This is a genomic window from Salmonella enterica subsp. enterica serovar Typhimurium str. LT2, assembly GCF_000006945.2.
GTDB lineage: Bacteria > Pseudomonadota > Gammaproteobacteria > Enterobacterales > Enterobacteriaceae > Salmonella > Salmonella enterica.
The window spans coordinates 1,404,684-1,427,473 of sequence record NC_003197.2 but is presented as its reverse complement, the minus strand read 5'-3'; the positions used below and the strand labels follow the sequence as shown (position 1 = coordinate 1,427,473).

Sequence of the window (22,790 nt, the reverse complement as noted above, 5' to 3'; positions counted from 1 at the left end):
TTTAATTTATGCTTTCAGATAATTATGTTTACTCTTCAGGATGAACAGAATGGATAATGTTGTTGATCGCCATGTTTTCTATATTTCTGATGGTACCGCCATCACCGCCGAGGTCCTGGGTCACGCGGTTATGTCGCAGTTTCCGGTGACGATCAGCAGCATCACGCTGCCATTCGTGGAAAACGAAAGTCGCGCCCGCGCCGTCAAAGACCAAATTGACGCCATTTATCAGCAAACCGGCGTTCGCCCGCTGGTGTTTTACTCGATTGTTTTACCTGAAATTCGCGCCATCATCTTACAGAGCGAAGGTTTCTGCCAGGATATCGTCCAGGCGCTGGTGGCGCCGCTTCAGCAGGAGATGAAACTGGATCCGACGCCGATCGCTCATCGTACTCATGGGCTTAATCCGGGTAACCTGAACAAGTATGACGCCCGTATTGCCGCTATCGATTATACCCTGGCGCATGATGATGGCATTTCATTGCGCAACCTCGATCAGGCTCAGGTCATTTTACTTGGCGTTTCGCGCTGTGGAAAAACGCCCACCAGCCTCTATCTGGCGATGCAATTCGGTATTCGTGCGGCTAACTACCCTTTCATCGCCGATGATATGGATAATTTGACGCTGCCCACATCGTTAAAACCGCTACAACATAAACTGTTCGGCCTGACAATTGACCCTGAACGCCTGGCGGCAATTCGCGAAGAACGCCGTGAAAACAGTCGCTATGCCTCGTTGCGTCAGTGCCGCATGGAAGTGGCGGAGGTCGAAGCGCTGTATCGTAAGAATCAGATCCCCTGCCTGAACAGCACTAATTATTCCGTTGAAGAGATAGCCACCAAGATTCTCGATATTATGGGGCTTAACCGCAGGATGTACTAGCAAACTAGTTTAATGGGTTGGTTTTTGTTATCATGCCGTTCTGCCTGCGAGGTGTGACACGCCTCGCACTTGAAATCAGCAGGGATTGGTTTATCGTGATGCCCATCACTTCCCGGTAGTCCTGCCGTTGAAGCAACAAATTTCTGAGACTTGTAATGAACAGAACCGACGAACTCCGTACTGCGCGTATCGACAGCCTGGTAACACCGACCGAACTCGCGCAGCGGTATCCTGTATCGTCCTCCGTCGCCAGTCACGTTACCGACTCCCGACGCCGGATAGAAAAGATTTTAAATGGTGAAGATCCACGGCTACTGGTCGTCATTGGCCCCTGTTCGATTCACGATCTGAATGCTGCCATGGAATACGCGACGCAGCTCCAGGCACAACGCCAAAAGCATCAGGCGCGTCTGGAGATCGTCATGCGCACCTATTTTGAAAAACCGCGCACCGTCGTGGGATGGAAAGGCCTGATTTCCGATCCCGACTTGAATGGCAGTTACCGCGTCAATTATGGGCTTGAACTGGCGCGTCGCTTGCTATTGCAGGTGAACGAACTGGGAGTACCGACCGCCACAGAGTTTCTTGATATGGTCACCGGCCAGTTTATTGCCGATCTGATCAGTTGGGGAGCGATTGGCGCGCGTACCACCGAAAGCCAAATCCATCGGGAAATGGCTTCTGCGCTCTCTTGTCCGGTCGGCTTTAAAAATGGTACGGATGGCAATACCCGCATTGCCGTTGATGCTATTCGCGCCTCCCGCGCCAGTCATATGTTTCTCTCGCCGGATAAAGACGGACAGATGACTATCTACCAGACGAGTGGCAACCCGTATGGGCACATCATCATGCGCGGCGGTAAAAAACCGAACTACCACGCTGAAGATATTGCCGCCGCCTGCGATACGTTGCATGAATTTGATCTGCCGGAACATCTGGTCGTCGACTTCAGCCACGGCAACTGTCAAAAACAGCATCGCCGCCAGTTAGAGGTATGTGATGATATTTGCCAGCAGATTCGTAATGGCTCCACGGCAATTGCCGGGATTATGGCAGAGAGTTTTTTACGGGAAGGCACGCAAAAAATTATCAGCGGTCAACCATTAATCTATGGTCAGTCCATTACCGATCCTTGCCTGAACTGGGAAGATACGGAAGTTTTGTTGGAAAAACTTGCCGCGGCGGTAGACAGCCGCTTTTAATAGCTCGCCCATCCTGCCGGGATGGGCGTTTCTTCGATGCGTTACCCGCCCTTTTCTCTCCGCGCGCGTATATCACTCCGCAGAATTAGCACTTGCTGTTATCGCATTAATTATTGATAATAATAATCATTGTGAGTTTGATTATTAATAAATAGCATGTCGCGTATGGATAACACCGAGCTGCCTCACCCTAAGGAAATAGACAATGAAACGCTTCTCCCTGCCGCTGAACGGCGCGTCAACAGTCAGGCGCTATTAGGTCCGGACGGCAAAGTCATTATCGATCACAACGGTCAGGAGTATCTGTTGCGCAAAACTCAGGCCGGGAAGCTACTGTTAACCAAATAGCGCTCCGCCAGCAGACGATGCTGCTGGCATCAGGCTAACTTGAACAACTGACCTCCAGCCGCTTTCCCCACTCCGGTGGTCGGCGGGCATAGTCATCATCTCGATCGGTAAAAGGTTGACGTAAAACTTCATGCAACCGATGCAGTTCCGCCATGTCTCCCTGTTCAGCCGCATCTATCGCGCGTTGCGCCAGCCAGTTGCGCAACACAATCGCAGGATTCACGCGTTGCATCTGCTGCTGGCGCAGCGCGTCATCCACCGCCTCTGTGCGCAATCGCGCCCGGTAGCGATCGAACCAGGCATCAAACGCCGCGCGATCGATAAACGTATCCCGCAACGGCGAGGAGGCGCTCTGTTGCTCCGTATGGCTTAACATCCGAAATGTACGGGTATAATCACTCCCTTCGCGCGCCATCAGACTAAACAATTCATTCAGTAAAACGTTATCGTCTTTTTGCTCGGTAAAGAAGCCCAGCTTCTGGCGCATTCGCTGCCCATAGTGCGTTAACAACGCGTCCTGGTAACGATCCAGCGCTCTGTTTAACGCGTCGATCTCAATAAAAGGGGTTAACGTCTGCGCCAGACGTTGTAAATTCCACAGCGCCACCGACGGTTGATTATCGAAGCGGTAACGTCCCTGATGATCGGAATGGTTACCAATGAAGCCGGGATCGTAGTCATCGAGAAAACCAAAGGGACCATAGTCGATGGTCAGCCCCAGAATCGACATGTTATCCGTATTCATAACGCCGTGCGCAAAACCGACGGTTTGCCACTCGGCGATGAGTCTTCCGGTACGCGCCGCCACCTCTTCAAACCACAAAGCATATTTTTCCGGGACATCCTGCCATTGCGGCCAGTAATGACGAATAGCGAAATCAGCCAGTTGCTGAACTTTTTCCGGCTCACGGCGGTAGTAGAAATGTTCGAAATGACCAAAACGCATATGACTTTGCGCCAGACGCATTAACATCGCGCCCGTTTCCTGCGTCTCTCGCTGAACCGGCGTATCGCTGGTTACGATAGATAACGCGCGCGTAGTGGGAATACCCAGATAATGCATGGCTTCGCTGGCAAGGCTTTCTCGTATGGTTGAACGCAGGACGGCGCGTCCATCCCCCATTCGCGAATAGGGTGTTAATCCGGCGCCTTTCAGATGCCAGTCGAGCGTCGAGCCATCCGCCAGGAGCTGTTCGCCCAGCAAAATACCGCGTCCGTCGCCGAGTTGTCCCGCCCAGACGCCGAACTGATGCCCGCTATATACCTGCGCGACAGGCGACATACCGGGTAATAAGGTTTCGCCGCCCCAAACGCCAGCGCCATTGGTAGCATCAAATAACGAAGCGGGAATGGCTAACTGCTGCGCCAGTTCGTCGTTATACCAAATCAGTCGCGCATTTTTTAACGGTGTGGGTAAAAGCGCGGTATACGTTGCTGGCAATTCATCGCGCCAACGGGCAGTAAAAGACAGGGTCATAGGGCCTCCTGTCTTCAGTGTAGACGGTTAATCACCGGTTAAACACCGGCAAACAGAAAGGTTATCGCTGAACGAGTTTAATGAGCTGGCTTACCGGCACCGGAGGCCATAGTCCGCCCTGGAATGCGCTAAACCCCAATGGCGCTGCGCGCGCAAACATCGCCTCAGTATCAATACCGGCAATCATCAGCGACTCGCAGCTGGAGGAGATCTGGGCAACAATAGCGTGCATGAATGGTTCGAATGAGATCATTTCAGCTCGCTGCTGAATAAAATTTTTATCCAACATGACTCGTTTGAAAAGCCCATCGAAAATAGCTTTAGTCGACGCCTCGCCTGCCCCAAAATTTGCCAGCATTAATGGGAAATGCATTGCCAGATTAGCTAACGTTTCATTGTTTTTGCCCTGGTTTAACCCAGGATAATTCTCATTTATAGCTAATTCAAGAAACGGAAAGCGCGCTGCCCGGGAAAAAAGTTCGCTATCTAATAATAATAAGTCACTAATTGCAGGCGGTAAATTAAGCCATGCAATAAGTTTATGCTGAATAAAAAAGTGCTGACAGGTTTCTAACAACGCCAGTTTTTCAACAAACAGACAGTATTGTTCCTCCACCGAAAGGCGAGGCGCTACCAACTCAGTCGGCATCCGCACGGCGCCGTCTTCAGCGGCAAACGTTGCAATAATCTCTAAACCAACAAGCCGAGCGTTTTCATCCATGACGGGAAGGAAAAAGAGTTCGGAATGGTAAAGCTCATCAAGTGAAGCAATCATTACGCCAGTCCCATGGTTAGGGCGCTATTCGCCATCCAGTCACTACGGACGGAAACAGACGTAACTTCAGATACTAATTGAAGCGTCATCATTTTTCTTGTTTACCGGTGAACCGGTTCCTTTTTTTAACTTACTCTGATTATAAACCAATATTCAATCTTGTACTTTTCACAGGGCGTGAACACGCCCGTTTTTAATAAAAGTACGTTTGTAAATGCTACGGTTATATCATTATATATGATGACAACAGATGTCATAAGTTCAACCGGCGATATGTTAAAAATAGACTATAAAATTTATATCGTCTGCGAGGTTAAATTCGCCGTGCCTGCCAGAAGTTTTTTCGCCAGTACACATTATCCAGCGATGAACGCATCACGCCACGACTGGTAGAGGCATGAATAAACTCATTATTTGTATCGTAAATACCAACATGTAAACCACTTTCGCCCGAACCGGTTTTAAAGAAAACCAAATCTCCGGGCAGCAATTCATCTTTATCGATTCTGGTGCCGATTTTTGATTGTTCACGCGTATCACGAGGCAACTGCAAATCAAACTTGTCGCGCATAGTGACTACCACAAAGCCGGAACAGTCCACGCCTCTGCGACTCATGCCGCCGTAACGGTATGGCGTACCGCGCCAGGACTGCAACTGATCGTTCAGACCCGCAATGACGGTAATGGAGTCTGATAATCTGGCATTTGGCGCCGGTGCCCGATGAGTACTGCATCCTGCCAGGAACAATGCTGTGATAACAAGAAGCCAAAAACGCATGCCGCAACAATCCTCTGTTTTTATTTTGGTATTAATTTAGCGTCGAAATTACCTGCTTTTCAAGAAACGATTTTACTTAAGTGGCCGAAATGAGCATTGGATGCCCCTCGACGTCGAGTCGTCGAAAGCGCAAACCGTAGGCTTGCGCCAGATAAGAGGGGGTGAGCACCTCTTCCCGGCGGCCGCAGGCAATGAGTTTACCGCGCTTTAGTAACCAGGCTTTATGCGCATGGCGCAGCGTGTGGTTCAGATCGTGGCTACTCATCACAATCGCAATTCCTGCCTGACATAAATGATGTAATACCCGATCCAGAGCGTTTTGTTGCGCAACATCGAGACTGTTCATCGGCTCATCAAGCAGCAATAATTGACCGACCGGATTAGCGTCGGGATGAATTTGTAGTACAACGGCAGCAAGGCGAACACGCTGCCACTCGCCACCGGAAAGCTGATTCACGCTTCGCCCCAGTTTGTCGCCCAATCCAAGCATATCGGCCACCTCGTTAAGCTGCCCGGTTCGCGTTTTATCAGGTTGATGCAATGTCAGGTAATGCCAGACCGGCATGGCGAACGGCGGATTTTGCTGTTGCGCAAGATAAGCGCGGTGTTGGGCAAGCGTTGCCGTCGCCCATGCCTCCAGCGGCGCTCCGCCAAACCTGATGCTCCCCTCGCCGGAGGTTAACCCCGCCATACGCGCCAGTAGCGTGCTTTTCCCGGCACCGTTCGGCCCGACAAGATGAAGGATCTCTCCTGCGCTTACTTCGCCGGAAAGCGGCCCCAGGCGGGTGCTCTCGGCGACATCCTTTAATTGCATCAATTGAGACATTATTTTGCCAACGCGATTTTTATGCTTTCCATCACAATAGGATCTTCAGGCGTCATATCCGGCGAAAAACGCTGTACCACCTGACCATCCCGGCCTACCAAAAATTTTTCAAAATTCCACAGAATATCATCCGGATAGAGTGGCGTACGCCCTTTGCTTACCATCCGTTCGTAAAAGCCGCTCTTCTCCGGCGCGACTGCCGTTGGCGCAGCGGCTATCAGTTTTTGATACAGCGGATGGCGCGCGTCGCCATTCACATCAATTTTACTGAACATCGGGAACGTGACGCCCCAGGTGCTGGCACAATAGGTTTTAATCTCCTCTTCGCTGCCTGGCTCCTGCCCCATAAACTGGTTGCAGGGAAAACCCAACACGACAAACCCCTGATCTGCCCACGCCTTTTGGATATTTTCCAACTGTTCATATTGCGGCGTCAGGCCACATCTGGAGGCGACGTTTACAATGAGCAGCACTTTTCCGGCGTATTTTTCAAGTGTAGTGACCTCTCCATCAATCGTCGTAACGTGAGTATTAAGAAGCGAGTTTTGCATGGTGTCTCCCTGATGTCGGTAGAATAGCGGGTTTCATCGTTAGCCTTTAATCATAGACTGCGAATGATGAAAGCAGTTGTTTACCGATGCGCTAACGCGCGGATTTGAGTAGCAGCCAGATAAACACTGGCGCCCCCAATGTGGCGGTGACCACCCCGATAGGCAGTTCAGCCGACGCCAGTGCCAGTCGGGCGACCACATCAGCCAATAGCAGGGCGATAGCCCCGGCCAGCGCGCAGCCGGGAAGTAAAACCCGGTGATCGGTTAAACCACATAAGCGCAGGATGTGCGGAATAACCAGACCGATAAAACCAATCGCCCCCGCCATCGCCACGCTGACGCCCACCATCCAGCCGGTGGCGACGACCAACAAATTGCGCCAGAACCACAGCGGCAGGCCAAGCTGCCGCGCCGAGGTTTCCCCTAGCGCCAGCATATTCAGCGGTTGCGACTGGCAACATATCCAGATCAGTACCGGGATGAGCGCAATCATTAGCCAGCTCTGCTGCCAGTCAACGCCGCCAAATCCTCCCATCATCCAGTACATTAATTGCCGCAGATCGAAAGAGGTGGAAAAATAGATAGCCCACGTCATCAGCGCGCTACAGATAATGCCCAGCGCGACGCCCGCCAACAACAAGCGGCTGGTAGAGAGATGGCGGCGCGCAAAACGCAGCAGAATTAACGTAATAATGAGCGCGCCGGCTATAGCGCACAGTCCCAGCGCCCATCCTGGCAGTTGCCCCTGCCCCAGTAAGACGGCGGCAATAAGCCCAACACCGGCCCCATTCGAAACGCCGAGCAGACCCGGTTCAGCAAGTGGGTTTTCAAACAGCGCCTGCATCACAGCGCCAGATAGCGCCAGCGCAGCGCCAACCAGCAATACCGCAAGCGTGCGGGGAAGGCGAATTTGCCAGACAAACAGTTCCCCCCGGGCGCTTAACCAGTCACCGGGGGCAATCCACTGTTCGCCTGCGCATAAGCTCAGAAGTGTAGCCAGTAGCACCAGCAGTGACAGGCTCAGAAGCCAGCGAACGTTTCGTCGCTGTTGTTGGCGGGCAAAAGTCAGCATGTTATCCATTCAGCTGAAAAGAGGTAGCGTGATTTTACGGTGGGTATCCTTTACTTGAAAGAAAAAAGGCCGCAATGCGGCCTTTTTAGTTATACGGGTCATCTTTCAGGCTGACAAATACGCTGTCATCCCGCTGATCTACTTTCGGGATGGCAGCGTATCTGCCGCAATACACCCTGATGGATGTTATGCCTGGATCTGATTACTCTTCTTTGGGCGAAGCGTTTTCGACCCGGCTCTTTAACTTCTGCCCGGGTCTGAAGGTCACCACGCGCCGTGCTGTAATAGGAATATCTTCACCCGTTTTCGGGTTACGCCCCGGACGTTGATTTTTATCACGCAGATCGAAGTTACCAAAACCAGAGAGTTTCACCTGCTCACCGTTTTCCAGAGCACGACGGATCTCTTCGAAAAACAGTTCAACCAGTTCTTTGGCATCCCGCTTGCTAAGCCCAAGCTTATCAAACAGATATTCTGACATTTCAGCTTTTGTAAGCGCCATAGGTTCAATCCCTCAATGATGCCTGGAATCGCTCTTTTAATGCCTCTACACATTTGGCGACGGTAGCGGCAATCTCCTCTTCTTCGAGTGTACGGTTGGTATCCTGAAGGATCAGGCTGATAGCGAGGCTCTTATAACCCTCCGCAACACCCTTACCGCGGTACACGTCAAATAAGTTTACGCCAACTACCTGATTTACGCCAACTTTCTTACATTCGGATAAAATATCCGCTGCGGGAACGTTTTCTGCAACAACAACCGCAATATCGCGACGGTTGGCCGGGAAGCGTGAAATCTCCCGCGCCTGCGGCACGATACGGTCTGCGAGCTTATTCCATTCCAGTTCAAACACCAGCGTACGACCATTCAGATCCAGTTTACGTTCCAGTTCAGGGTGAACAACCCCAATAAAACCAATACGTTCATCTTTCAGATAAATCGCCGCAGACTGTCCCGGATGCAGAGCCGGATTCATCTCCGCCTTAAACTGGATATCACCCAGTTTGCCGGTTAAATCCAGTACTGCTTCCAGATCGCCTTTCAAATCATAGAAATCAACGGTCTCTTTTGCCAGGTTCCAGTGCTCATCATAGCGGTTACCGCAAATCACGCCAGCCAGCATCAGATCCTGTCGAATACCCAGATTGGCTTGTGTATCCGGAACGAAACGTAAACCGGTTTCAAAAATACGCACGCGATTCTGCTGACGGTTTTGGTTATAGACCACCGTCGCCAACAATCCGCTCCACAGAGACAGACGCATCGCCGACATCTCAACGGAGATAGGGTTTGGCAGCAGCAGCGCTTCTGCGCCTGGATGGATGAGCTGTTGTACTTTAGGATCGACAAAGCTATAGGTAATCACTTCCTGATAGCCTTTGTCGTTCAGCATGGTTTTAACCCGCTTCAACGACAGATCGGCTTCACGGTGCGTCCCCATGATTAAACCGGCCTGAATTGGCTCGTCCGGAATATTGTTATAGCCGTAAACGCGGGCCACCTCTTCCACCAGATCTTCTTCAATCTCCATATCGAAACGCCAGGTCGGCGCTACGGCTTTCCACTCGTCCTGCCCTTCGGTCACTTCACAGCCCAGACGACGCAGAATATCACTGACCTGCTCATCCGCAATATGATGCCCGATCAGGCGATCCAGTTTACTGCGACGCAGCGTAATGGTGGCGCGTTTCGGCAACGTTGCTTCGTTGCTCACATCAATTATCGGACCCGCATCACCGCCACAGATATCAAGAAGCAGACGAGTAGCGCGCTCTATCGCTTTATATTGCAGCGCCGGGTCCACCCCGCGCTCGTAGCGGTGAGACGCATCGGTATGCAGACCGTGGCGGCGAGCGCGACCGGTGATAGACAGCGGATTAAAGTACGCACATTCCAGCAGCACATTTTGCGTTTCGCCGTTCACGCCGGAATGTTCGCCGCCAAAAATACCGGCTATCCCCAGCGCCTTATGGTGATCGGCGATCACCAGCGTGTCCGCATTTAACGTCGCTTCGCTACCGTCCAGCAGGACGACGGTTTCACCCTCTTTTGCCATCCGCACGACAATACCGCCATCAATGCGATCTTTATCGAAAGCATGCATTGGCTGACCCAGTTCGAGCAGCACATAGTTCGTGACGTCAACCACCGCATCGATGGAGCGAATACCGCAGCGACGCAGTTTCTCTTTCATCCACAGCGGCGTCGGCGCGTTAACATTAATGCCTTTTACCACCCGGCCCAGATAGCGAGGACACGCATCAGCGGCCTCTACCGTAATCGGCAGCGTATCGCTGATGGTTGCCGTAACCGGCGCCATTTCAGGCTCCTGGAGCGGCGCTTTGTTCAGTACCGCCACATCGCGCGCAACGCCGATGATACCTAAGCAATCCGCACGGTTCGGCGTGACGCTAATTTCGATGGTATTGTCGTCAAGCTTCAGGTATTCACGGATATCGGTACCCAGCGGCGCATCCGCCGGCAGTTCGATAATGCCGCTGTGATCGTCGGAAATCCCCAGTTCGGAGAAGGAGCACAGCATCCCTTCAGACGGTTCGCCACGCAGTTTTGCCGCTTTAATTTTGAAATCGCCCGGCAGAATAGCGCCAATGGTGGCCACCGCTACTTTCAGCCCCTGACGACAGTTTGGCGCGCCGCAGACGATATCCAACAGGCGTTCTCCGCCGACGTTGACTTTCGTTACACGCAATTTGTCAGCGTTCGGATGCTGGGCGCACTCAACCACTTCCCCAACCACAACGCCATTGAAGCTTCCCGCGACCGGCTCAACGCCGTCTACTTCCAGGCCAGCCATCGTAATCTGGTTAGCCAACGCATCGCTATCAATTGCCGGGTTAACCCACTCGCGTAACCACAGTTCGCTGAATTTCATTGTTTTATCCTGCCTTTATTTAAACTGTTTAAGGAAACGCAGATCGTTTTCGAAGAATGAACGCAGGTCGGTGACGCCGTAACGCAACATGGTCAGACGTTCCATCCCCATACCAAAAGCGAAGCCAGAATAGATTTCCGGATCGATACCGACATTACGCAGCACATTCGGATGCACCATCCCGCAGCCCAGCACTTCCAGCCATTTGCCGTTTTTACCCATCACATCCACTTCCGCAGAAGGTTCGGTGAACGGAAAATAAGAAGGACGGAAGCGAATCTGCAGATCCTCCTCAAAGAAATTACGCAGGAAGTCGTGCAGCGTACCTTTGAGGTTGGTGAAGCTGATGTTGGTATCAACAATCAGACCTTCCATCTGATGGAACATCGGAGTATGCGTCTGGTCGTAGTCATTACGGTATACACGGCCCGGCGCAATAATACGGATCGGCGGTTGCTGCGCTTTCATCGTCCGGATCTGGACGCCAGACGTCTGGGTACGCAGCAGACGGGTCGCGTCAAACCAGAAGGTATCATGATCGGCGCGGGCCGGGTGATGACCCGGAATGTTTAACGCATCGAAGTTATGGTAGTCATCTTCAATTTCCGGGCCAGTCGCCACGGTAAAACCAAGCTCGCCGAAGAAACTTTCAATACGGTCAATGGTACGCGTGACCGGATGCAGACCACCGTTCTCAATACGGCGCCCCGGCAGGGAGATATCGATGGTCTCAGCGGCCAGACGGGCGTTAAGCGCTGCGCTTTCCAGCTCGGCTTTACGCGCGTTAAGCGCCTGTTGTACCTGCTCTTTCGCGGCGTTAATGACTGCCCCGGCTGCCGGACGCTCTTCCGGCGGCAGATCGCGTAGGGTCGTCATCTGAAGGGTTAAATGCCCTTTCTTGCCCAAATATTCGACGCGTACATTGTCTAACGCGGCAACATCTGACGCCTGGTTAATGGCGGCCGCTGCATTGGCAACCAGCTCTGCGAGATGTGACATGGTTTTCCTCATTGTGTCGGTGAAGACACCGGTTCATTGGACGTAATCTCTCGATTTCAGATACAAAAAAAGCCTCCATCAGGAGGCTTTTTTGCGCTGTTTTTCGTTTCGTTTTTCACGCGCTAGCCTCCTGGGATCAGGTGCTAAAGTAAAAAAAGAAACGGAAAATAGCAGCGTTCATGCTTGCGTTACCTTATGTGGTAAAACCGAATATCCTTTATTGAAAAGGGTTACAGGTCAATTGTCAACTCACTGAACAGTAAATAAAAGAGAGGGAGCCAGGCTCCCTCTTTTCACTGGCTTATGCCAGAGCTGCTTTCGCTTTTTCAACCAGCGCGGTGAACGCGACTTTGTCGAATACGGCGATATCAGCCAGGATCTTACGGTCGATTTCAACAGAGGCTTTTTTCAGGCCGTTGATGAATTTGCTGTAAGAAATACCGTTCTGACGTGCTGCTGCGTTGATACGCGCAATCCACAGTTGACGGAACTGACGCTTACGTTGACGACGGTCACGGTAAGCATACTGACCAGCTTTGATAACTGCCTGGAAGGCAACGCGGTATACGCGAGAACGCGCACCGTAGTAGCCTTTGGCTTGTTTCAAAATTTTCTTGTGACGTGCGCGTGCAATTACACCACGTTTTACGCGAGCCATATGTGCTCTCCTGTATCTATTCTAATTAAAAAGTTAAAAACGTTAACGGCTTATGCGTACGGCAGGCACGCGATAACCAGGCCCAGATCGCCTTTAGAAACCATGGCTTTCGGACGCAGGTGACGTTTACGTTTAGTCGCTTTTTTGGTCAGAATGTGACGCAGGTTAGCGTGCTTGTGCTTAAAACCACCTTTACCGGTTTTTTTGAAGCGCTTAGCAGCACCGCGTACGGTCTTAATTTTTGGCATTTTAATAACTTCCACTTCGCATTGTTAATAAACGAAACATAGGCGAACAAAGCCTGTGAAGCCCGAAGGCTTCACAGAATTGTTACTTGAAGGCCTTACTGTTTCTTCTTAGGAGCAAGCACCATGATCATCTGACGGCCTTCGATCTTCGTTGGGAAGGATTCGACCACTGCCAGTTCTTGCAAATCGTCTTTCACGCGATTAAGCACTTCCATACCGATTTGCTGGTGGGCCATTTCACGACCGCGGAAACGCAGCGTGATTTTGGCCTTATCGCCCTCTTCGAGAAAGCGAATCAGGCTGCGGAGTTTTACCTGATAGTCGCCTTCATCTGTCCCAGGACGGAATTTAATTTCCTTCACCTGGATAACTTTTTGCTTTTTCTTCTGTTCCTTAGAAGACTTACTCTTTTCATAGAGGAATTTGCCGTAATCCATTATACGACAAACCGGCGGCTCGGCGTTAGGGCTGATTTCGACTAAGTCTACTCCGGCTTCTTCAGCTTTTTCCAGAGCTTCTCTCAGACTCACAATACCAAGCTGCTCGCCTTCCAGACCTGTTAAGCGAACTTCTTGCGCGCGAATTTCGCTATTAATACGATTCGGACGCGCCGTTTGAACTCGTTTTCCGCCTTTAATACTTTATTCCTCCAGTTGTTGAAGACTGCGGCTGCGAATCTCTTGTTGCAGCTTCTCAATCACGTCATTTACGTCCAGACTGCCCAGGTCTTTACCGCGGCGGGTGCGAACGGCAACTTTGCCTGCTTCCACCTCTTTATCACCACAGACCAACATATAAGGGACACGACGTAAAGTGTGCTCGCGGATTTTAAAGCCAATCTTCTCATTTCTCAAGTCTGCTTTTACACGAATGCCCGCATTTTGTAGTTTCTGCGTCAATTCGTTAACGTATTCAGACTGCGAATCGGTAATATTCATCACGACTACCTGAACAGGCGCGAGCCATGTCGGGAAGAAACCAGCGAACTCTTCGGTCAGGATACCGATGAAGCGTTCCATCGACCCAAGAATCGCACGGTGAATCATTACCGGCACCTTACGCTCGTTGTCTTCGCCTACATAGGAGGCGCTCAGACGAGACGGTAAGGAGAAGTCCAGCTGTACTGTACCGCACTGCCATGCACGATCGAGGCAGTCATATAAGGTAAATTCAATTTTCGGACCGTAGAATGCGCCTTCACCCAGTTGATACTCAAACGGGATATTATTTTCTTCCAGCGCAACCGCCAGATCCGCCTCAGCACGATCCCACATCTCATCGCTGCCGATACGCTTATCAGGACGAGTGGAAAGCTTGACGACGATCTTCTCGAAGCCAAAGGTGCTGTACATATCGTAGACCATACGAATACAAGCGTTAACTTCATCGCGGATCTGCTCTTCGGTGCAGAAGATATGCGCATCATCCTGCGTAAAGCCGCGTACGCGCATCAGACCATGCAGCGCGCCTGATGGCTCGTTACGGTGGCAGCTACCGAATTCCGCCATACGCAGCGGCAAATCACGATAGGATTTCAGACCCTGGTTAAAGATCTGAACGTGGCCCGGGCAGTTCATCGGCTTGATGCAATATTCGCGGTTTTCTGAGGATGTGGTGAACATCGCATCTTTATAGTTGTCCCAGTGCCCGGTTTTTTCCCACAGCACACGGTCCATCATGAACGGGCCTTTAACTTCTTGATACTGGTATTCTTTGAGTTTAGAACGAACAAAGACCTCCAGCTCGCGGAAGATAGTCCAGCCGTCGTTATGCCAGAACACCATGCCCGGCGCTTCTTCCTGCATATGATACAGGTCGAGCTGCTTACCAATTTTACGATGGTCGCGTTTTGCGGCCTCTTCCAGGCGCTGCAGATAAGCGTTCAGGGCTTTTTTATCTGCCCATGCCGTACCGTAAATACGCTGCAACATCTTATTATTGCTGTCACCGCGCCAGTATGCGCCGGCAGTTTTCATCAGTTTAAAGTGATGGCAGAAACGCATATTCGGCACGTGCGGACCACGACACATGTCGACATATTCTTCATGATGGTACAAGCCTGGCTTATCATCATGGGCGATATTTTCATCAAGAATAGCGACTTTGTAAGTCTCGCCGCGCTTCACGAAGGTTTCGCGCGCGTCATGCCAGCTCACCTTTTTCTTGATAACGTCGTAATTTTTCTCGGCGAGCTCATGCATCCGCTTTTCGAGCGCTTCGACATCTTCCTGAGTTAGCGTGCGGTCAAGATCAACGTCATAGTAAAAACCGTTGTCGACAACCGGGCCGATCGCCATTTTCGTGTGCGGCCAAAGTTGCTTGATAGCGTGACCTAACAGATGCGCACAAGAGTGACGAATGATCTCCAGACCCTCTTCATCTTTTGCGGTGATGATGGAAAGCGTCGCATCATTTTCAATCAGATCGGAAGCATCAACCAGCTCGCCATTCACACGGCCCGCAATGGTGGCTTTCGCCAGGCCAGGACCAATGTCCAGAGCAACATCCATCGGGCTTACAGGGTGGTCATAATGGCGTTGGCTGCCATCAGGAAGAGTAATAACAGGCATGTTATATCCTTATTTGCAGTGGTGACCCATACGCAAGATCACATACAAAGAGAAAATGAATTTATTGACAGTGAGTTGTGTATCCATCTAGCCAACCATTGCTAAATTGGCGCACAACCTTCGACACAGACGAAAATCGCTATTTTCGTCCGGCATGATGATGGTAACACTAAAAAAAGGGAGATTGCATCTTTCTGTTCTACAGAACCTGAATCCCAACACACTACCCGGCACGCGTATCGTTAATGATGTACATGGTCACTCTGAGTCTCGGCTTACTGCCACCGTATGAGGCATTCACATCAGATAGCTTTTCACGACGACCGCTATCTATATTCTCCAGATGGGGACCTGGCAGCATGCGATAACGCACAATACGAAACCCACTTTCCAAAGCACATACCAGCAAAGAGCCATTACATGCTGCTATGAAGCTTCTATAACTAGCAACGTCTCACTTATGATGCCGTACTTGTAATTCGTCTGTGTTGCTTGAAGTATGTCGCGGCACGATGTGAGATGAATTACTCGTCGAGTGATAGCTCTTTCTCTGTATAGTCTTTTACAGGACTCGGGAACCTCATGATGAATCTTCGAATGCCACTGTATATAAACACAGTAACAATCATGTGTAATTATCAAAAGCATTTACATTGTTTGATGTTTGTGCTGCAAATGCTTGATAGCTTCATGCTATCGGAGGCGCAGTAGATAGGAGTGTTAATGAGTGTTAATATGTCAATAACACGGTTTTGATATCGGGAAGATAGTGATGAGTAATGATTATAGACTACCAGATTCAGAATATCTTGCCAGAAGATTTTCCGTACCACACCTTATTTGCCTGATGGTAATATTTTTAATACTAAGCATTTTTTCTAAAGGCTCTATATGCTTATAATTTCATACATTGCATTATGCTTATTATTTATAGTTTATCTCTATACTCTTTCCGTAAGAATTGAGGGGAAAATAATAAATGTAATGGTCCCATACCTGATAATAACAGTCCCTACACTGTACGTGTTTGAAGGTATATTTGTATACCTCTCAGAGGTGCAGAATTATACAGTGGAATATTTGTTTTTCTATACTTGCTATATAACATACATAGCATCATTTGTTATTTCTTATCTTTACACACAAAGAAAACCCATATACAACAAATCAAACACGAAAAATAAACCAAGGTATGTGTTTACTTCATTGTTATTCACCTTCCTTGCTTTTATCATTTACCTTCCAGTGTTGATGGAGTTCAGAGAGTATATACTTAGCCCAAGAAGAATATACGAATTAACCAGAACAGGGTATGGTATATACTTCTATCCTTCATTAATGTTTTCTCTTGTCGCTTCTATTTGCGCGTTCTTTACATACAAAAAATCAAAGTTATTTTGTATTTCCATAGTTTTATTTAACTGTATACTTATTTTCTTGCATGGTAACAAAGGACCAATATTTAGTATATTTATAGCATTCATCCTTTACCTTTCATATATTGAAAATAAAAAAATTAAATTTATGTTCCTGGTAAAATCGTTTGCTGTTATAGCAGTCATTGTAACGGCATTCTTTGCATATACGTTTACTGATGGGAATCCGATAGAAAATATGGCGAATTACTCGGATTATACCCGTAATGCTGTTCTTGTTGCTTCCTCAAACTTTGACTTTATGTACGGAAAATTACTAATGGAAAGCGAGGTTTACTCGAGGATTCCGAGGGCTATTTGGCCTGATAAGCCTGAAGATTTTGGCGCATTGTATCTGGCAAAAGTATTTTTCCCTGATGCATTCTACAGAAATCAGGGCGCTCCTGCTTTCGGGTATGGTGAACTATACGCAGATTTCGGGCTTTTTACACCAGTTTGGTTAGTTATATCTGGAGTATTTAAAGGCGTCCTAGCTAAGTATTTCTCCAATAAAACTCAGGAAACAAAGTCAGCGCATTATTTCATAATGTTCCTATTTTGCATTGGAATAAGTGTGATTCCTGTTAGCATGGGATGGTTGTTCCCTGAGCATTTGATGATTGCTTTTATGGTATACATTGCATCTTCCTTTGTTTTTTCAGAGCATATAAGATTCGTTTTACTAAGAAACAATAAATAAGTTATACGGCGGCAATGCCGCCGTTTTATTTGGCTCTGAAGCGTAAAAATTGTTCCTGTAAAGCTTGTTGGGTTTGCTGAGCCATCATTACCAACGTAAATTACTTATGATATATTCATGATAGTGCTTGCGTTTCTAGATGATGATTTATGAATAGCCCCTCAATTATGTATTTCTCGCCGCCGGTTATTATTAGTCCTACCGCTACTCCGCCCTAATCCACATCTACTCATATGCGGATCATCCCGAGATTGTCACCGTAATATAATCTACCATTGATACCAATAAACTCTGTGTTATGAATGACAGTTCCCTGCTTAAGTTAGATTAGGTACGTACATCTTACGGCGCGAAAGGGATCAATGTAAAACGGTATGAAACATATATATCCGCTATTACCAGTAATGACGCGGAACTGGTGAAACAGGTTTAAACGAACGAGAATGGATGTGAATGAAGGATTGTACTTATTACGCAAGATCACATACAAAGAGAAAATGAATTTATTGACAGTGAGTTGTGTATCCATCTAGCCAACCATTGCTAAATTGGCGCACAACCTTCGACACAGACGAAAATCGCTATCTTCGTCCGGCATGATGATGGTAACACTAAAAAAAGGGAGATTGCATCACTCTATAGCAAATCAAGACCCTTGACAGGGTTTCTCCGTTATCTTTCTACGCGCCGTATAGCGCTTCTCATCGACAACCTAACTTCTGCGCCAGACTCCCCTTTGTCGTTTTCACCTCGCTGGCTACCGCTTCAGGCAAAGCAGACCACAGCGTCAGCACTGGCTTCGCTTTATGTTCGATAGCCTCCACGGTAACCTGATAGTCGCAAAAATTCGCCGAACGGGGCGTATTCTGATCCATAATAAATGCAGCGTAATTTCCTTCACTTTTTGACGGCGCCATTCCGGTGAATAAAACCTTCCAGTACCCGCTGGGAATTTCTACCGTCGCATCTTCTGGCAATGTGGCGATATGCCGCTCAAAAAGGGGGCCGGTCACTACGTGCACTACAGATACATCAGCCTGTTTGGCAAGTTCGCGCACCCGGTTTTCCAGTGCAGCCCATGCTCCCTGATTCAGGGCGGATTTCTGCGGCGTAATATTCGATAAATAATTTAACGACGGCCAGTCCGATACGCCGCCCAATCCTGCCAACGGCGCCTGGTGCCCCCTGTCGACTTTTAATAGCGTATGGGCATTTTTATAGGCGGAAGGGGCCAACGTATCCGAGGGCGGTAAATCGGGGTCCTGCGCCCAGTTCCGCGGGCGACCGCTTGCCTGGCTGGTTTTTGTCACGCTATAGGCAACCCAGTTGGCAAATTTCGTGACGCTATTATTATTGAGCGTATAGACATGGCGATAGATTGTTTGTTGGCTTCCTCCTTGAGGACAGCCAACGCTACAGTTATCAGGTTGCTGAACGAGTACGTTACGATGGGGTAACTCGGGTGCCGATGTTGTATCCTGGGGAGGATACGATGTAGTACATGCGCTTAATAATACTACGGGCAGTAATTTTAGCAAATTAATGGTCTTGTTCACTTTTTCTTCCTTAATAATAACTGCCCTAATAATTCAGATAGCAATAATTTGGTTATATTACCCTGACAGCCGTTAGATATTCTCATCATTAAAGACAACACTATCACGGTAAAAATTAATAACAGATAAACATCGAAGCCATCATAGAAAATGAGCTCAAAAGAATACAACGTGATATTCATATTGATACCAAAAAACATCGTATTATATGCATAATCGTGAAGCCAATAATTTCTCGCACTCAGATAGCGAATGAAAAATGGATATTCAATAATATCTGACGCATGTTTTTCAACACCATTTTTCAACATTAAGGCAACGTATCCTCTCAATGACTCGCTGCTGGCAGGAGTTTAGTTATATTTAAAGGTTTAATAGGCACTGCGCATCATGCTGCTGTGCTTATTACTTTGTAAAAATAAGAGTATTCACTTTCATATTCAGGGGTAAAAAGTGAACAAATACAGCTATTGCGCAACGATGATTGCCGCCATACTCAGTACGACCACAATGGCCAATGCCAGTAGCCTTGCTATTTCAGTGGCGAATGATGATGCAGGTATATTTCAACCATCCTTAAATGCCCTTTATGGGCACCCGGCTGCAGACCGGGGTGATTATACTGCCGGGCTCTTTTTAGGCTACAGCCACGATCTCACTGACGCCAGTCAACTCTCTTTTCATATCGCGCAAGATATTTATTCTCCATCAGGCGCCAATAAGAGAAAGCCTGAAGCCGTCAAAGGCGACCGCGCGTTCAGCGCCTTTCTTCATACCGGACTGGAGTGGAATTCATTAGCCACCAATTGGTTACGTTATCGTTTAGGTACCGATATTGGCGTTATTGGTCCTGACGCAGGCGGTCAGGAGGTTCAGAATCGGGCGCATCGAATAATAGGCGCAGAAAAATACCCTGCCTGGCAGGATCAAATTGAAAACCGTTATGGTTACACGGCAAAAGGAATGGTGTCCCTTACGCCAGCTATTGATATTCTGGGCGTCAATGTGGGCTTCTATCCAGAAGTATCTGCTGTCGGCGGCAATCTCTTCCAGTATTTGGGGTACGGCGCAACCGTTGCGCTGGGAAATGATAAGACCTTCAACTCTGATAATGGGTTTGGGTTACTGTCCCGCCGAGGGTTAATACACACTCAAAAAGAGGGATTGATCTATAAAGTATTTGCTGGCGTTGAGCGCAGGGAAGTTGATAAAAACTACACGTTACAGGGGAAAACGCTGCAAACAAAAATGGAAACGGTGGATATTAATAAAACCGTGGATGAATATCGCGTCGGTGCCACCATCGGCTATTCTCCCGTCGCATTTTCTCTTTCTTTAAACAAAGTCACGTCGGAATTTCGCACCGGAGACGACTATTCTTATATCAACGGAGACATCACCTTCTTCTTCTGAGGCGTCACCACGGAATAACCGGGTTACGTAACGTAACCCGGTACAATATTACATCTTATAGCCCAGCGTTACCGTAGTGCGACGATCGGTATGTTCAGGCGCAGATTCAGGCGGCTGCGAGTTCCACGTTAAATTATACCCCACCTTTAGACCAAAATGTTCGTTAATGGCGACATTGAGGGCTGTTTCCGAATTTAGTGTGGTGTCTTCTGCGCCAAATACTGACACCCCCTGTGTAAACTTAGCATTGTCAGTTAACTGCCAGGCATAGCTGCCGGAAGCATAACCCAACGGCTGCGTTTCAGTGGTATCGTCCGTATGTTCGTCATAGCGAACCCCAGGACCGAATTCAAAACGGAAGCTGTGCACTGGACCATTAAGGAACTGCCGCCCGTAACCGGCGGTCAGTACGTCGCGCTGACGATAACCGTTGAAACGGTCTGTCAGCCAACTGGCCTGGCCAAAGGTATAATCATAATCCGTCATATTAAAACGGTTACGTGCGCCTACCGCATATTTTTCTGAAGAGCGTTCATCATTAGAGGAGGTATTGCTGGCATTGCCCCATAATGACCAGGCGGTACGTTGTCCATACCAGGTCATCGCCGTGTCAGCCGTTAAGGAAGAGCTTTTAGTATTGCCTGACTGAGCAAGGTAGCCCGCATTCAGATTACCTTCAAAAGGTTTTTTCGCGGTGGAGGGATCATCCATGACAGTAAAAACGGAATCATCGGCGGCGGCATACAGAGACGCGAACACGCCACCCGCCAGCATAACTACAGCGGGTACTGCCTTCAAAAGCTTCATTTATATAGAGTCCGTACAACTAAAAAAGAGACCACGACGGTCCCGGAAACTTTCATAGGGATCAATGACAAACGCCCCTGGAAAGGTAGCGAATTATAAGAAGCCCCGAATAACATAGCAATCAATTACTATTTCATTTTTTGAATAAGAACCCTCCCGAAGCATTCATTTATTTATATAACTTTACATCGCACTTCTTTAAATAAAGATCCGGAAAATCATATTGTTAATTCCTTCACTTTCCGGGGATTAAGTGCCAGACTGAAATCAGCCTAACAGGAGGTAACGATGGTACGTATCTATACGTTGACGCTTGCGCCCTCTCTCGATAGCGCAACAATCACGCCGCAAATTTATCCCGAAGGTAAACTGCGGTGCTCCGCGCCGGTATTCGAACCCGGCGGCGGGGGTATTAATGTCGCTCGCGCCATTGCGCATCTTGGCGGCACCGCGACCGCCATTTTCCCGGCTGGCGGCGCTACCGGCGAACATCTTGTCGCACTACTGGCTGACGAAAATGTCCCCGTGTCTACCGTCGATGCGAAGGACTGGACGCGTCAGAACCTGCACGTCCACGTCGAGTCCAGCGGCGAACAGTATCGTTTTGTTATGCCCGGCGCCACGCTGGACGATGACGAATTTCGCCAGCTTGAAGAACAGGTACTGGAAATTGAATCCGGGGCAATTCTGGTTATCAGCGGCAGCCTTCCGCCCGGCGTTAAGGTCGAGAAACTCACGCAACTGATTTCCGCCGCGCAGAAGCAAGGCATTCGCTGCATTATTGATAGCTCTGGCGACGCGCTCACCGCCGCGCTGGCGCTTGGCGATATCGAACTGGTGAAACCGAACCTGAAAGAATTGAGCGCGTTGGTTAATCGTGATCTGACGCAGCCTGATGATGTGCGTAAAGCGGCCCAGGAATTAGTGCAAAGCGGCAAGGCTCGCCGGGTAGTGGTCTCTCTGGGGCCGCAAGGGGCGCTGGGCATAGACAGTGAGAATTGCATCCAGGTTGTTCCTCCCCCGGTGAAAAGTCAAAGTACTGTTGGCGCAGGCGACAGTATGGTAGGCGCGATGACGTTAAAACTGGCGCAAGACGCGTCGCTGGAAGAGATGGTGCGCTTCGGTGTGGCGGCAGGCAGCGCTGCTACGCTCAATCAAGGTACGCGTCTGTGTTCTCGTGACGATACCCAAAAAATATACGCCTATCTTTCCGCGCAATAATCGTTTCCCCCTCGCCGAGGGGGATAACGGAAAATCGGTTAACGGGCGGCGCATCCGCCGCTGTTAAAAACACAGTTGCTCCCAACGAGGTGAACGATGGCCAGTGGCGATATTACCCGTTATGTTATTACCGTAACCTTCCATGAAGATTCCCTGACCGAGATTAACGAACTCAATAACCATCTGACGCGTAGCGGTTTTTTGCTGACATTAACGGACGATGAAGGGGATGTGCATGAGCTCGGCACCAATACGTTTGGCTTTGTTAGCGCTCAGAGCGCTGATGAAATCAAAGCGCTTGTCGCCGGACTTGCGAAAAGCGCGTTAGATAAGGATGTCGACATTACCGTGGCGACCTGGGAGGCGTGGAGTAAAAACGCACAATAAGTGCCATTCC

At 49.2% G+C, this 22,790-nt stretch carries 24 protein-coding genes and 26 other annotated features; of the genes, 7 read left to right on the top strand and 17 right to left on the bottom strand.

Translation table 11 applies throughout. The annotated features are described in order from the left end of the window. Positions 1-36: 36 nt before the first annotated feature. Positions 37-42 (top strand) — a ribosome-binding site (putative RBS for ydiA; RegulonDB:STMS1H001592). The 3 genes from ydiA to ydiE all read left to right on the top strand — a co-directional run bounded on the left by ydiA (position 37) and on the right by ydiE (position 2,433). Next, positions 37-883, top strand: a protein-coding gene (gene ydiA, locus STM1348) for a putative inner membrane protein (RefSeq protein NP_460314.1). Within the gene, positions 50-883 belong to an annotated coding region; the region does not span the whole gene. (Overlaps the previous feature by 6 nt.) Before the next feature lie 3 nt (positions 884-886). Then, positions 887-893, top strand: a protein binding site (putative binding site for TrpR, RegulonDB: STMS1H000376). A gap of 109 nt (positions 894-1,002) precedes the next feature. Further along, positions 1,003-1,011, top strand: a -35 signal (putative -35_signal for aroH; RegulonDB:STMLTH004485). After that, the gene (gene aroH / locus STM1347; RefSeq protein ID NP_460313.1) for a 3-deoxy-D-arabinoheptulosonate-7-phosphate synthase occupies positions 1,003-2,085 on the top strand. Within the gene, positions 1,039-2,085 belong to an annotated coding region; the region does not span the whole gene. (Overlaps the previous feature by 9 nt.) Then, positions 1,019-1,027 (top strand) — a -10 signal (putative -10_signal for aroH; RegulonDB:STMLTH004485). It overlaps the preceding gene by 9 nt. 156 nt (positions 2,086-2,241) lie before the next feature. Further along, on the top strand, positions 2,242-2,433 hold the full coding sequence (ydiE, locus tag STM1346; protein NP_460312.1) for a putative cytoplasmic protein: 192 nt from the start codon (positions 2,242-2,244) through the stop codon (positions 2,431-2,433). 34 nt (positions 2,434-2,467) lie between these two features. On the opposite strand, the gene ydiU is transcribed toward ydiE, so the two are convergent. From ydiU to thrS, 13 genes are all read right to left on the bottom strand, one after another. Further along, positions 2,468-3,921, bottom strand: a protein-coding gene (ydiU, locus tag STM1345) for a putative cytoplasmic protein (RefSeq protein ID NP_460311.1). Within the gene, positions 2,468-3,910 belong to an annotated coding region; the region does not span the whole gene. After that, positions 3,916-3,921 (bottom strand) — a ribosome-binding site (putative RBS for ydiU; RegulonDB:STMS1H001591). It overlaps the preceding gene by 6 nt. 50 nt (positions 3,922-3,971) lie before the next feature. Then, positions 3,972-4,693, bottom strand: a protein-coding gene (gene ydiV / locus STM1344; protein NP_460310.1) for a putative diguanylate cyclase/phosphodiesterase domain 1. Within the gene, positions 3,972-4,685 belong to an annotated coding region; the region does not span the whole gene. Continuing rightward, positions 4,688-4,693 (bottom strand) — a ribosome-binding site (putative RBS for ydiV; RegulonDB:STMS1H001590). It overlaps the preceding gene by 6 nt. 305 nt (positions 4,694-4,998) lie before the next feature. Continuing rightward, positions 4,999-5,478 (bottom strand): lipoprotein gene (gene nlpC / locus STM1343; RefSeq protein ID NP_460309.1). Within the gene, positions 4,999-5,463 belong to an annotated coding region; the region does not span the whole gene. Beyond that, positions 5,473-5,478 (bottom strand) — a ribosome-binding site (putative RBS for nlpC; RegulonDB:STMS1H001589). It overlaps the preceding gene by 6 nt. A gap of 61 nt (positions 5,479-5,539) precedes the next feature. Continuing rightward, a complete protein-coding gene (btuD, locus tag STM1342; RefSeq protein ID NP_460308.1) occupies positions 5,540-6,289 on the bottom strand; it encodes a vitamin B12 transport protein in 750 nt (249 codons plus the stop codon). Next, positions 6,289-6,852 (bottom strand): vitamin B12 transport protein gene (btuE, locus tag STM1341; RefSeq protein NP_460307.1). Within the gene, positions 6,289-6,840 belong to an annotated coding region; the region does not span the whole gene. Before btuE ends, btuD begins: the two co-directional genes overlap by 1 nt. Further along, positions 6,847-6,852: a ribosome-binding site (putative RBS for btuE; RegulonDB:STMS1H001588), on the bottom strand. (Overlaps the previous gene by 6 nt.) A gap of 79 nt (positions 6,853-6,931) precedes the next feature. Further along, positions 6,932-7,921, bottom strand: a protein-coding gene (gene btuC, locus STM1340) for a vitamin B12 transport protein (protein ID NP_460306.1). Within the gene, positions 6,932-7,912 belong to an annotated coding region; the region does not span the whole gene. Next, positions 7,916-7,921: a ribosome-binding site (putative RBS for btuC; RegulonDB:STMS1H001587), on the bottom strand. It overlaps the preceding gene by 6 nt. Positions 7,922-8,114: 193 nt before the next feature. Further along, positions 8,115-8,553 (bottom strand): integration host factor (IHF), alpha subunit gene (gene himA, locus STM1339; RefSeq protein ID NP_460305.1). Within the gene, positions 8,115-8,414 belong to an annotated coding region; the region does not span the whole gene. Beyond that, positions 8,419-10,818 (bottom strand): phenylalanine tRNA synthetase, beta-subunit gene (gene pheT / locus STM1338; RefSeq protein NP_460304.1). Within the gene, positions 8,419-10,806 belong to an annotated coding region; the region does not span the whole gene. The genes himA and pheT overlap by 135 nt, the downstream gene beginning before the upstream one ends. Next, positions 8,423-8,428 (bottom strand) — a ribosome-binding site (putative RBS for himA; RegulonDB:STMS1H001586). (Overlaps the previous gene by 6 nt.) Then, positions 8,521-8,529 (bottom strand) — a -10 signal (putative -10_signal for himA; RegulonDB:STMLTH004484). Further along, positions 8,545-8,553: a -35 signal (putative -35_signal for himA; RegulonDB:STMLTH004484), on the bottom strand. After that, positions 10,813-10,818, bottom strand: a ribosome-binding site (putative RBS for pheT; RegulonDB:STMS1H001585). A gap of 3 nt (positions 10,819-10,821) precedes the next feature. After that, positions 10,822-11,815 (bottom strand): phenylalanine tRNA synthetase, alpha-subunit gene (gene pheS, locus STM1337; RefSeq protein NP_460303.1). Within the gene, positions 10,822-11,805 belong to an annotated coding region; the region does not span the whole gene. Next, positions 11,810-11,815 (bottom strand) — a ribosome-binding site (putative RBS for pheS; RegulonDB:STMS1H001584). It overlaps the preceding gene by 6 nt. Before the next feature lie 291 nt (positions 11,816-12,106). Continuing rightward, the gene (gene rplT / locus STM1336; RefSeq protein ID NP_460302.1) for a 50S ribosomal subunit protein L20 occupies positions 12,107-12,476 on the bottom strand. Within the gene, positions 12,107-12,463 belong to an annotated coding region; the region does not span the whole gene. Continuing rightward, positions 12,471-12,476 (bottom strand) — a ribosome-binding site (putative RBS for rplT; RegulonDB:STMS1H001583). It overlaps the preceding gene by 6 nt. Before the next feature lie 37 nt (positions 12,477-12,513). Further along, positions 12,514-12,726, bottom strand: a protein-coding gene (gene rpmI, locus STM1335; RefSeq protein NP_460301.1) for a 50S ribosomal subunit protein L35. Within the gene, positions 12,514-12,711 belong to an annotated coding region; the region does not span the whole gene. Further along, positions 12,721-12,726, bottom strand: a ribosome-binding site (putative RBS for rpmI; RegulonDB:STMS1H001582). It overlaps the preceding gene by 6 nt. Positions 12,727-12,806: 80 nt before the next feature. Further along, the gene (infC, locus tag STM1334; protein NP_460300.3) for a protein chain initiation factor IF-3 occupies positions 12,807-13,261 on the bottom strand. Within the gene, positions 12,807-13,241 belong to an annotated coding region; the region does not span the whole gene. Further along, positions 13,256-13,261, bottom strand: a ribosome-binding site (putative RBS for infC; RegulonDB:STMS1H001581). (Overlaps the previous gene by 6 nt.) Before the next feature lie 91 nt (positions 13,262-13,352). Continuing rightward, the gene (thrS, locus tag STM1333; RefSeq protein NP_460299.1) for a threonine tRNA synthetase occupies positions 13,353-15,292 on the bottom strand. Within the gene, positions 13,353-15,281 belong to an annotated coding region; the region does not span the whole gene. Next, positions 15,287-15,292: a ribosome-binding site (putative RBS for thrS; RegulonDB:STMS1H001580), on the bottom strand. (Overlaps the previous gene by 6 nt.) Positions 15,293-16,167: 875 nt before the next feature. After that, positions 16,168-16,173: a ribosome-binding site (putative RBS for rfc; RegulonDB:STMS1H001579), on the top strand. Here thrS and rfc point away from each other — a divergent pair. After that, positions 16,168-17,396, top strand: a protein-coding gene (rfc, locus tag STM1332) for an O-antigen polymerase (protein ID NP_460298.1). Within the gene, positions 16,173-17,396 belong to an annotated coding region; the region does not span the whole gene. It overlaps the preceding feature by 6 nt. Before the next feature lie 322 nt (positions 17,397-17,718). On the opposite strand, the gene STM1331 is transcribed toward rfc, so the two are convergent. The 3 genes from STM1331 to STM1329 all read right to left on the bottom strand — a co-directional run bounded on the left by STM1331 (position 17,719) and on the right by STM1329 (position 19,270). Next, the gene (locus tag STM1331; RefSeq protein NP_447756.1) for a putative inner membrane protein occupies positions 17,719-17,929 on the bottom strand. Within the gene, positions 17,719-17,925 belong to an annotated coding region; the region does not span the whole gene. Next, positions 17,924-17,929, bottom strand: a ribosome-binding site (putative RBS for STM1331; RegulonDB:STMS1H001578). Its footprint overlaps the gene before it by 6 nt. Positions 17,930-18,097: 168 nt before the next feature. Continuing rightward, positions 18,098-18,959 (bottom strand): putative DNA/RNA non-specific endonuclease gene (locus STM1330; RefSeq protein ID NP_460296.1). Within the gene, positions 18,098-18,952 belong to an annotated coding region; the region does not span the whole gene. Further along, positions 18,949-19,270 (bottom strand): putative inner membrane protein gene (locus STM1329; RefSeq protein ID NP_460295.1). Within the gene, positions 18,949-19,263 belong to an annotated coding region; the region does not span the whole gene. The genes STM1330 and STM1329 overlap by 11 nt, the downstream gene beginning before the upstream one ends. Further along, positions 18,954-18,959, bottom strand: a ribosome-binding site (putative RBS for STM1330; RegulonDB:STMS1H001577). Its footprint overlaps the gene before it by 6 nt. Further along, positions 19,265-19,270 (bottom strand) — a ribosome-binding site (putative RBS for STM1329; RegulonDB:STMS1H001576). It lies within the gene STM1329. Before the next feature lie 128 nt (positions 19,271-19,398). Beyond that, positions 19,399-19,404: a ribosome-binding site (putative RBS for STM1328; RegulonDB:STMS1H001575), on the top strand. Here STM1329 and STM1328 point away from each other — a divergent pair. Beyond that, positions 19,399-20,365 (top strand): putative outer membrane protein gene (locus STM1328; RefSeq protein ID NP_460294.1). Within the gene, positions 19,406-20,365 belong to an annotated coding region; the region does not span the whole gene. (Overlaps the previous feature by 6 nt.) A 48-nt stretch (positions 20,366-20,413) precedes the next feature. Here the strand turns inward: STM1328 and ydiY are convergent. Next, positions 20,414-21,187, bottom strand: a protein-coding gene (ydiY, locus tag STM1327) for a putative salt-induced outer membrane protein (protein NP_460293.1). Within the gene, positions 20,414-21,172 belong to an annotated coding region; the region does not span the whole gene. Beyond that, positions 21,182-21,187 (bottom strand) — a ribosome-binding site (putative RBS for ydiY; RegulonDB:STMS1H001574). Its footprint overlaps the gene before it by 6 nt. A 261-nt stretch (positions 21,188-21,448) precedes the next feature. Next, positions 21,449-21,454 (top strand) — a ribosome-binding site (putative RBS for pfkB; RegulonDB:STMS1H001573). Between ydiY and pfkB the strand changes: the two genes are divergently transcribed. Together pfkB and ydiZ are read left to right on the top strand one after the other, a co-directional pair. Then, positions 21,449-22,393, top strand: a protein-coding gene (gene pfkB / locus STM1326) for a 6-phosphofructokinase II (RefSeq protein NP_460292.1). Within the gene, positions 21,461-22,393 belong to an annotated coding region; the region does not span the whole gene. (Overlaps the previous feature by 6 nt.) Positions 22,394-22,479: 86 nt before the next feature. Beyond that, positions 22,480-22,485, top strand: a ribosome-binding site (putative RBS for ydiZ; RegulonDB:STMS1H001572). Beyond that, positions 22,480-22,780, top strand: a protein-coding gene (gene ydiZ, locus STM1325) for a putative cytoplasmic protein (protein NP_460291.1). Within the gene, positions 22,490-22,780 belong to an annotated coding region; the region does not span the whole gene. It overlaps the preceding feature by 6 nt. The last annotated feature ends 10 nt before the right edge of the window (positions 22,781-22,790 follow it).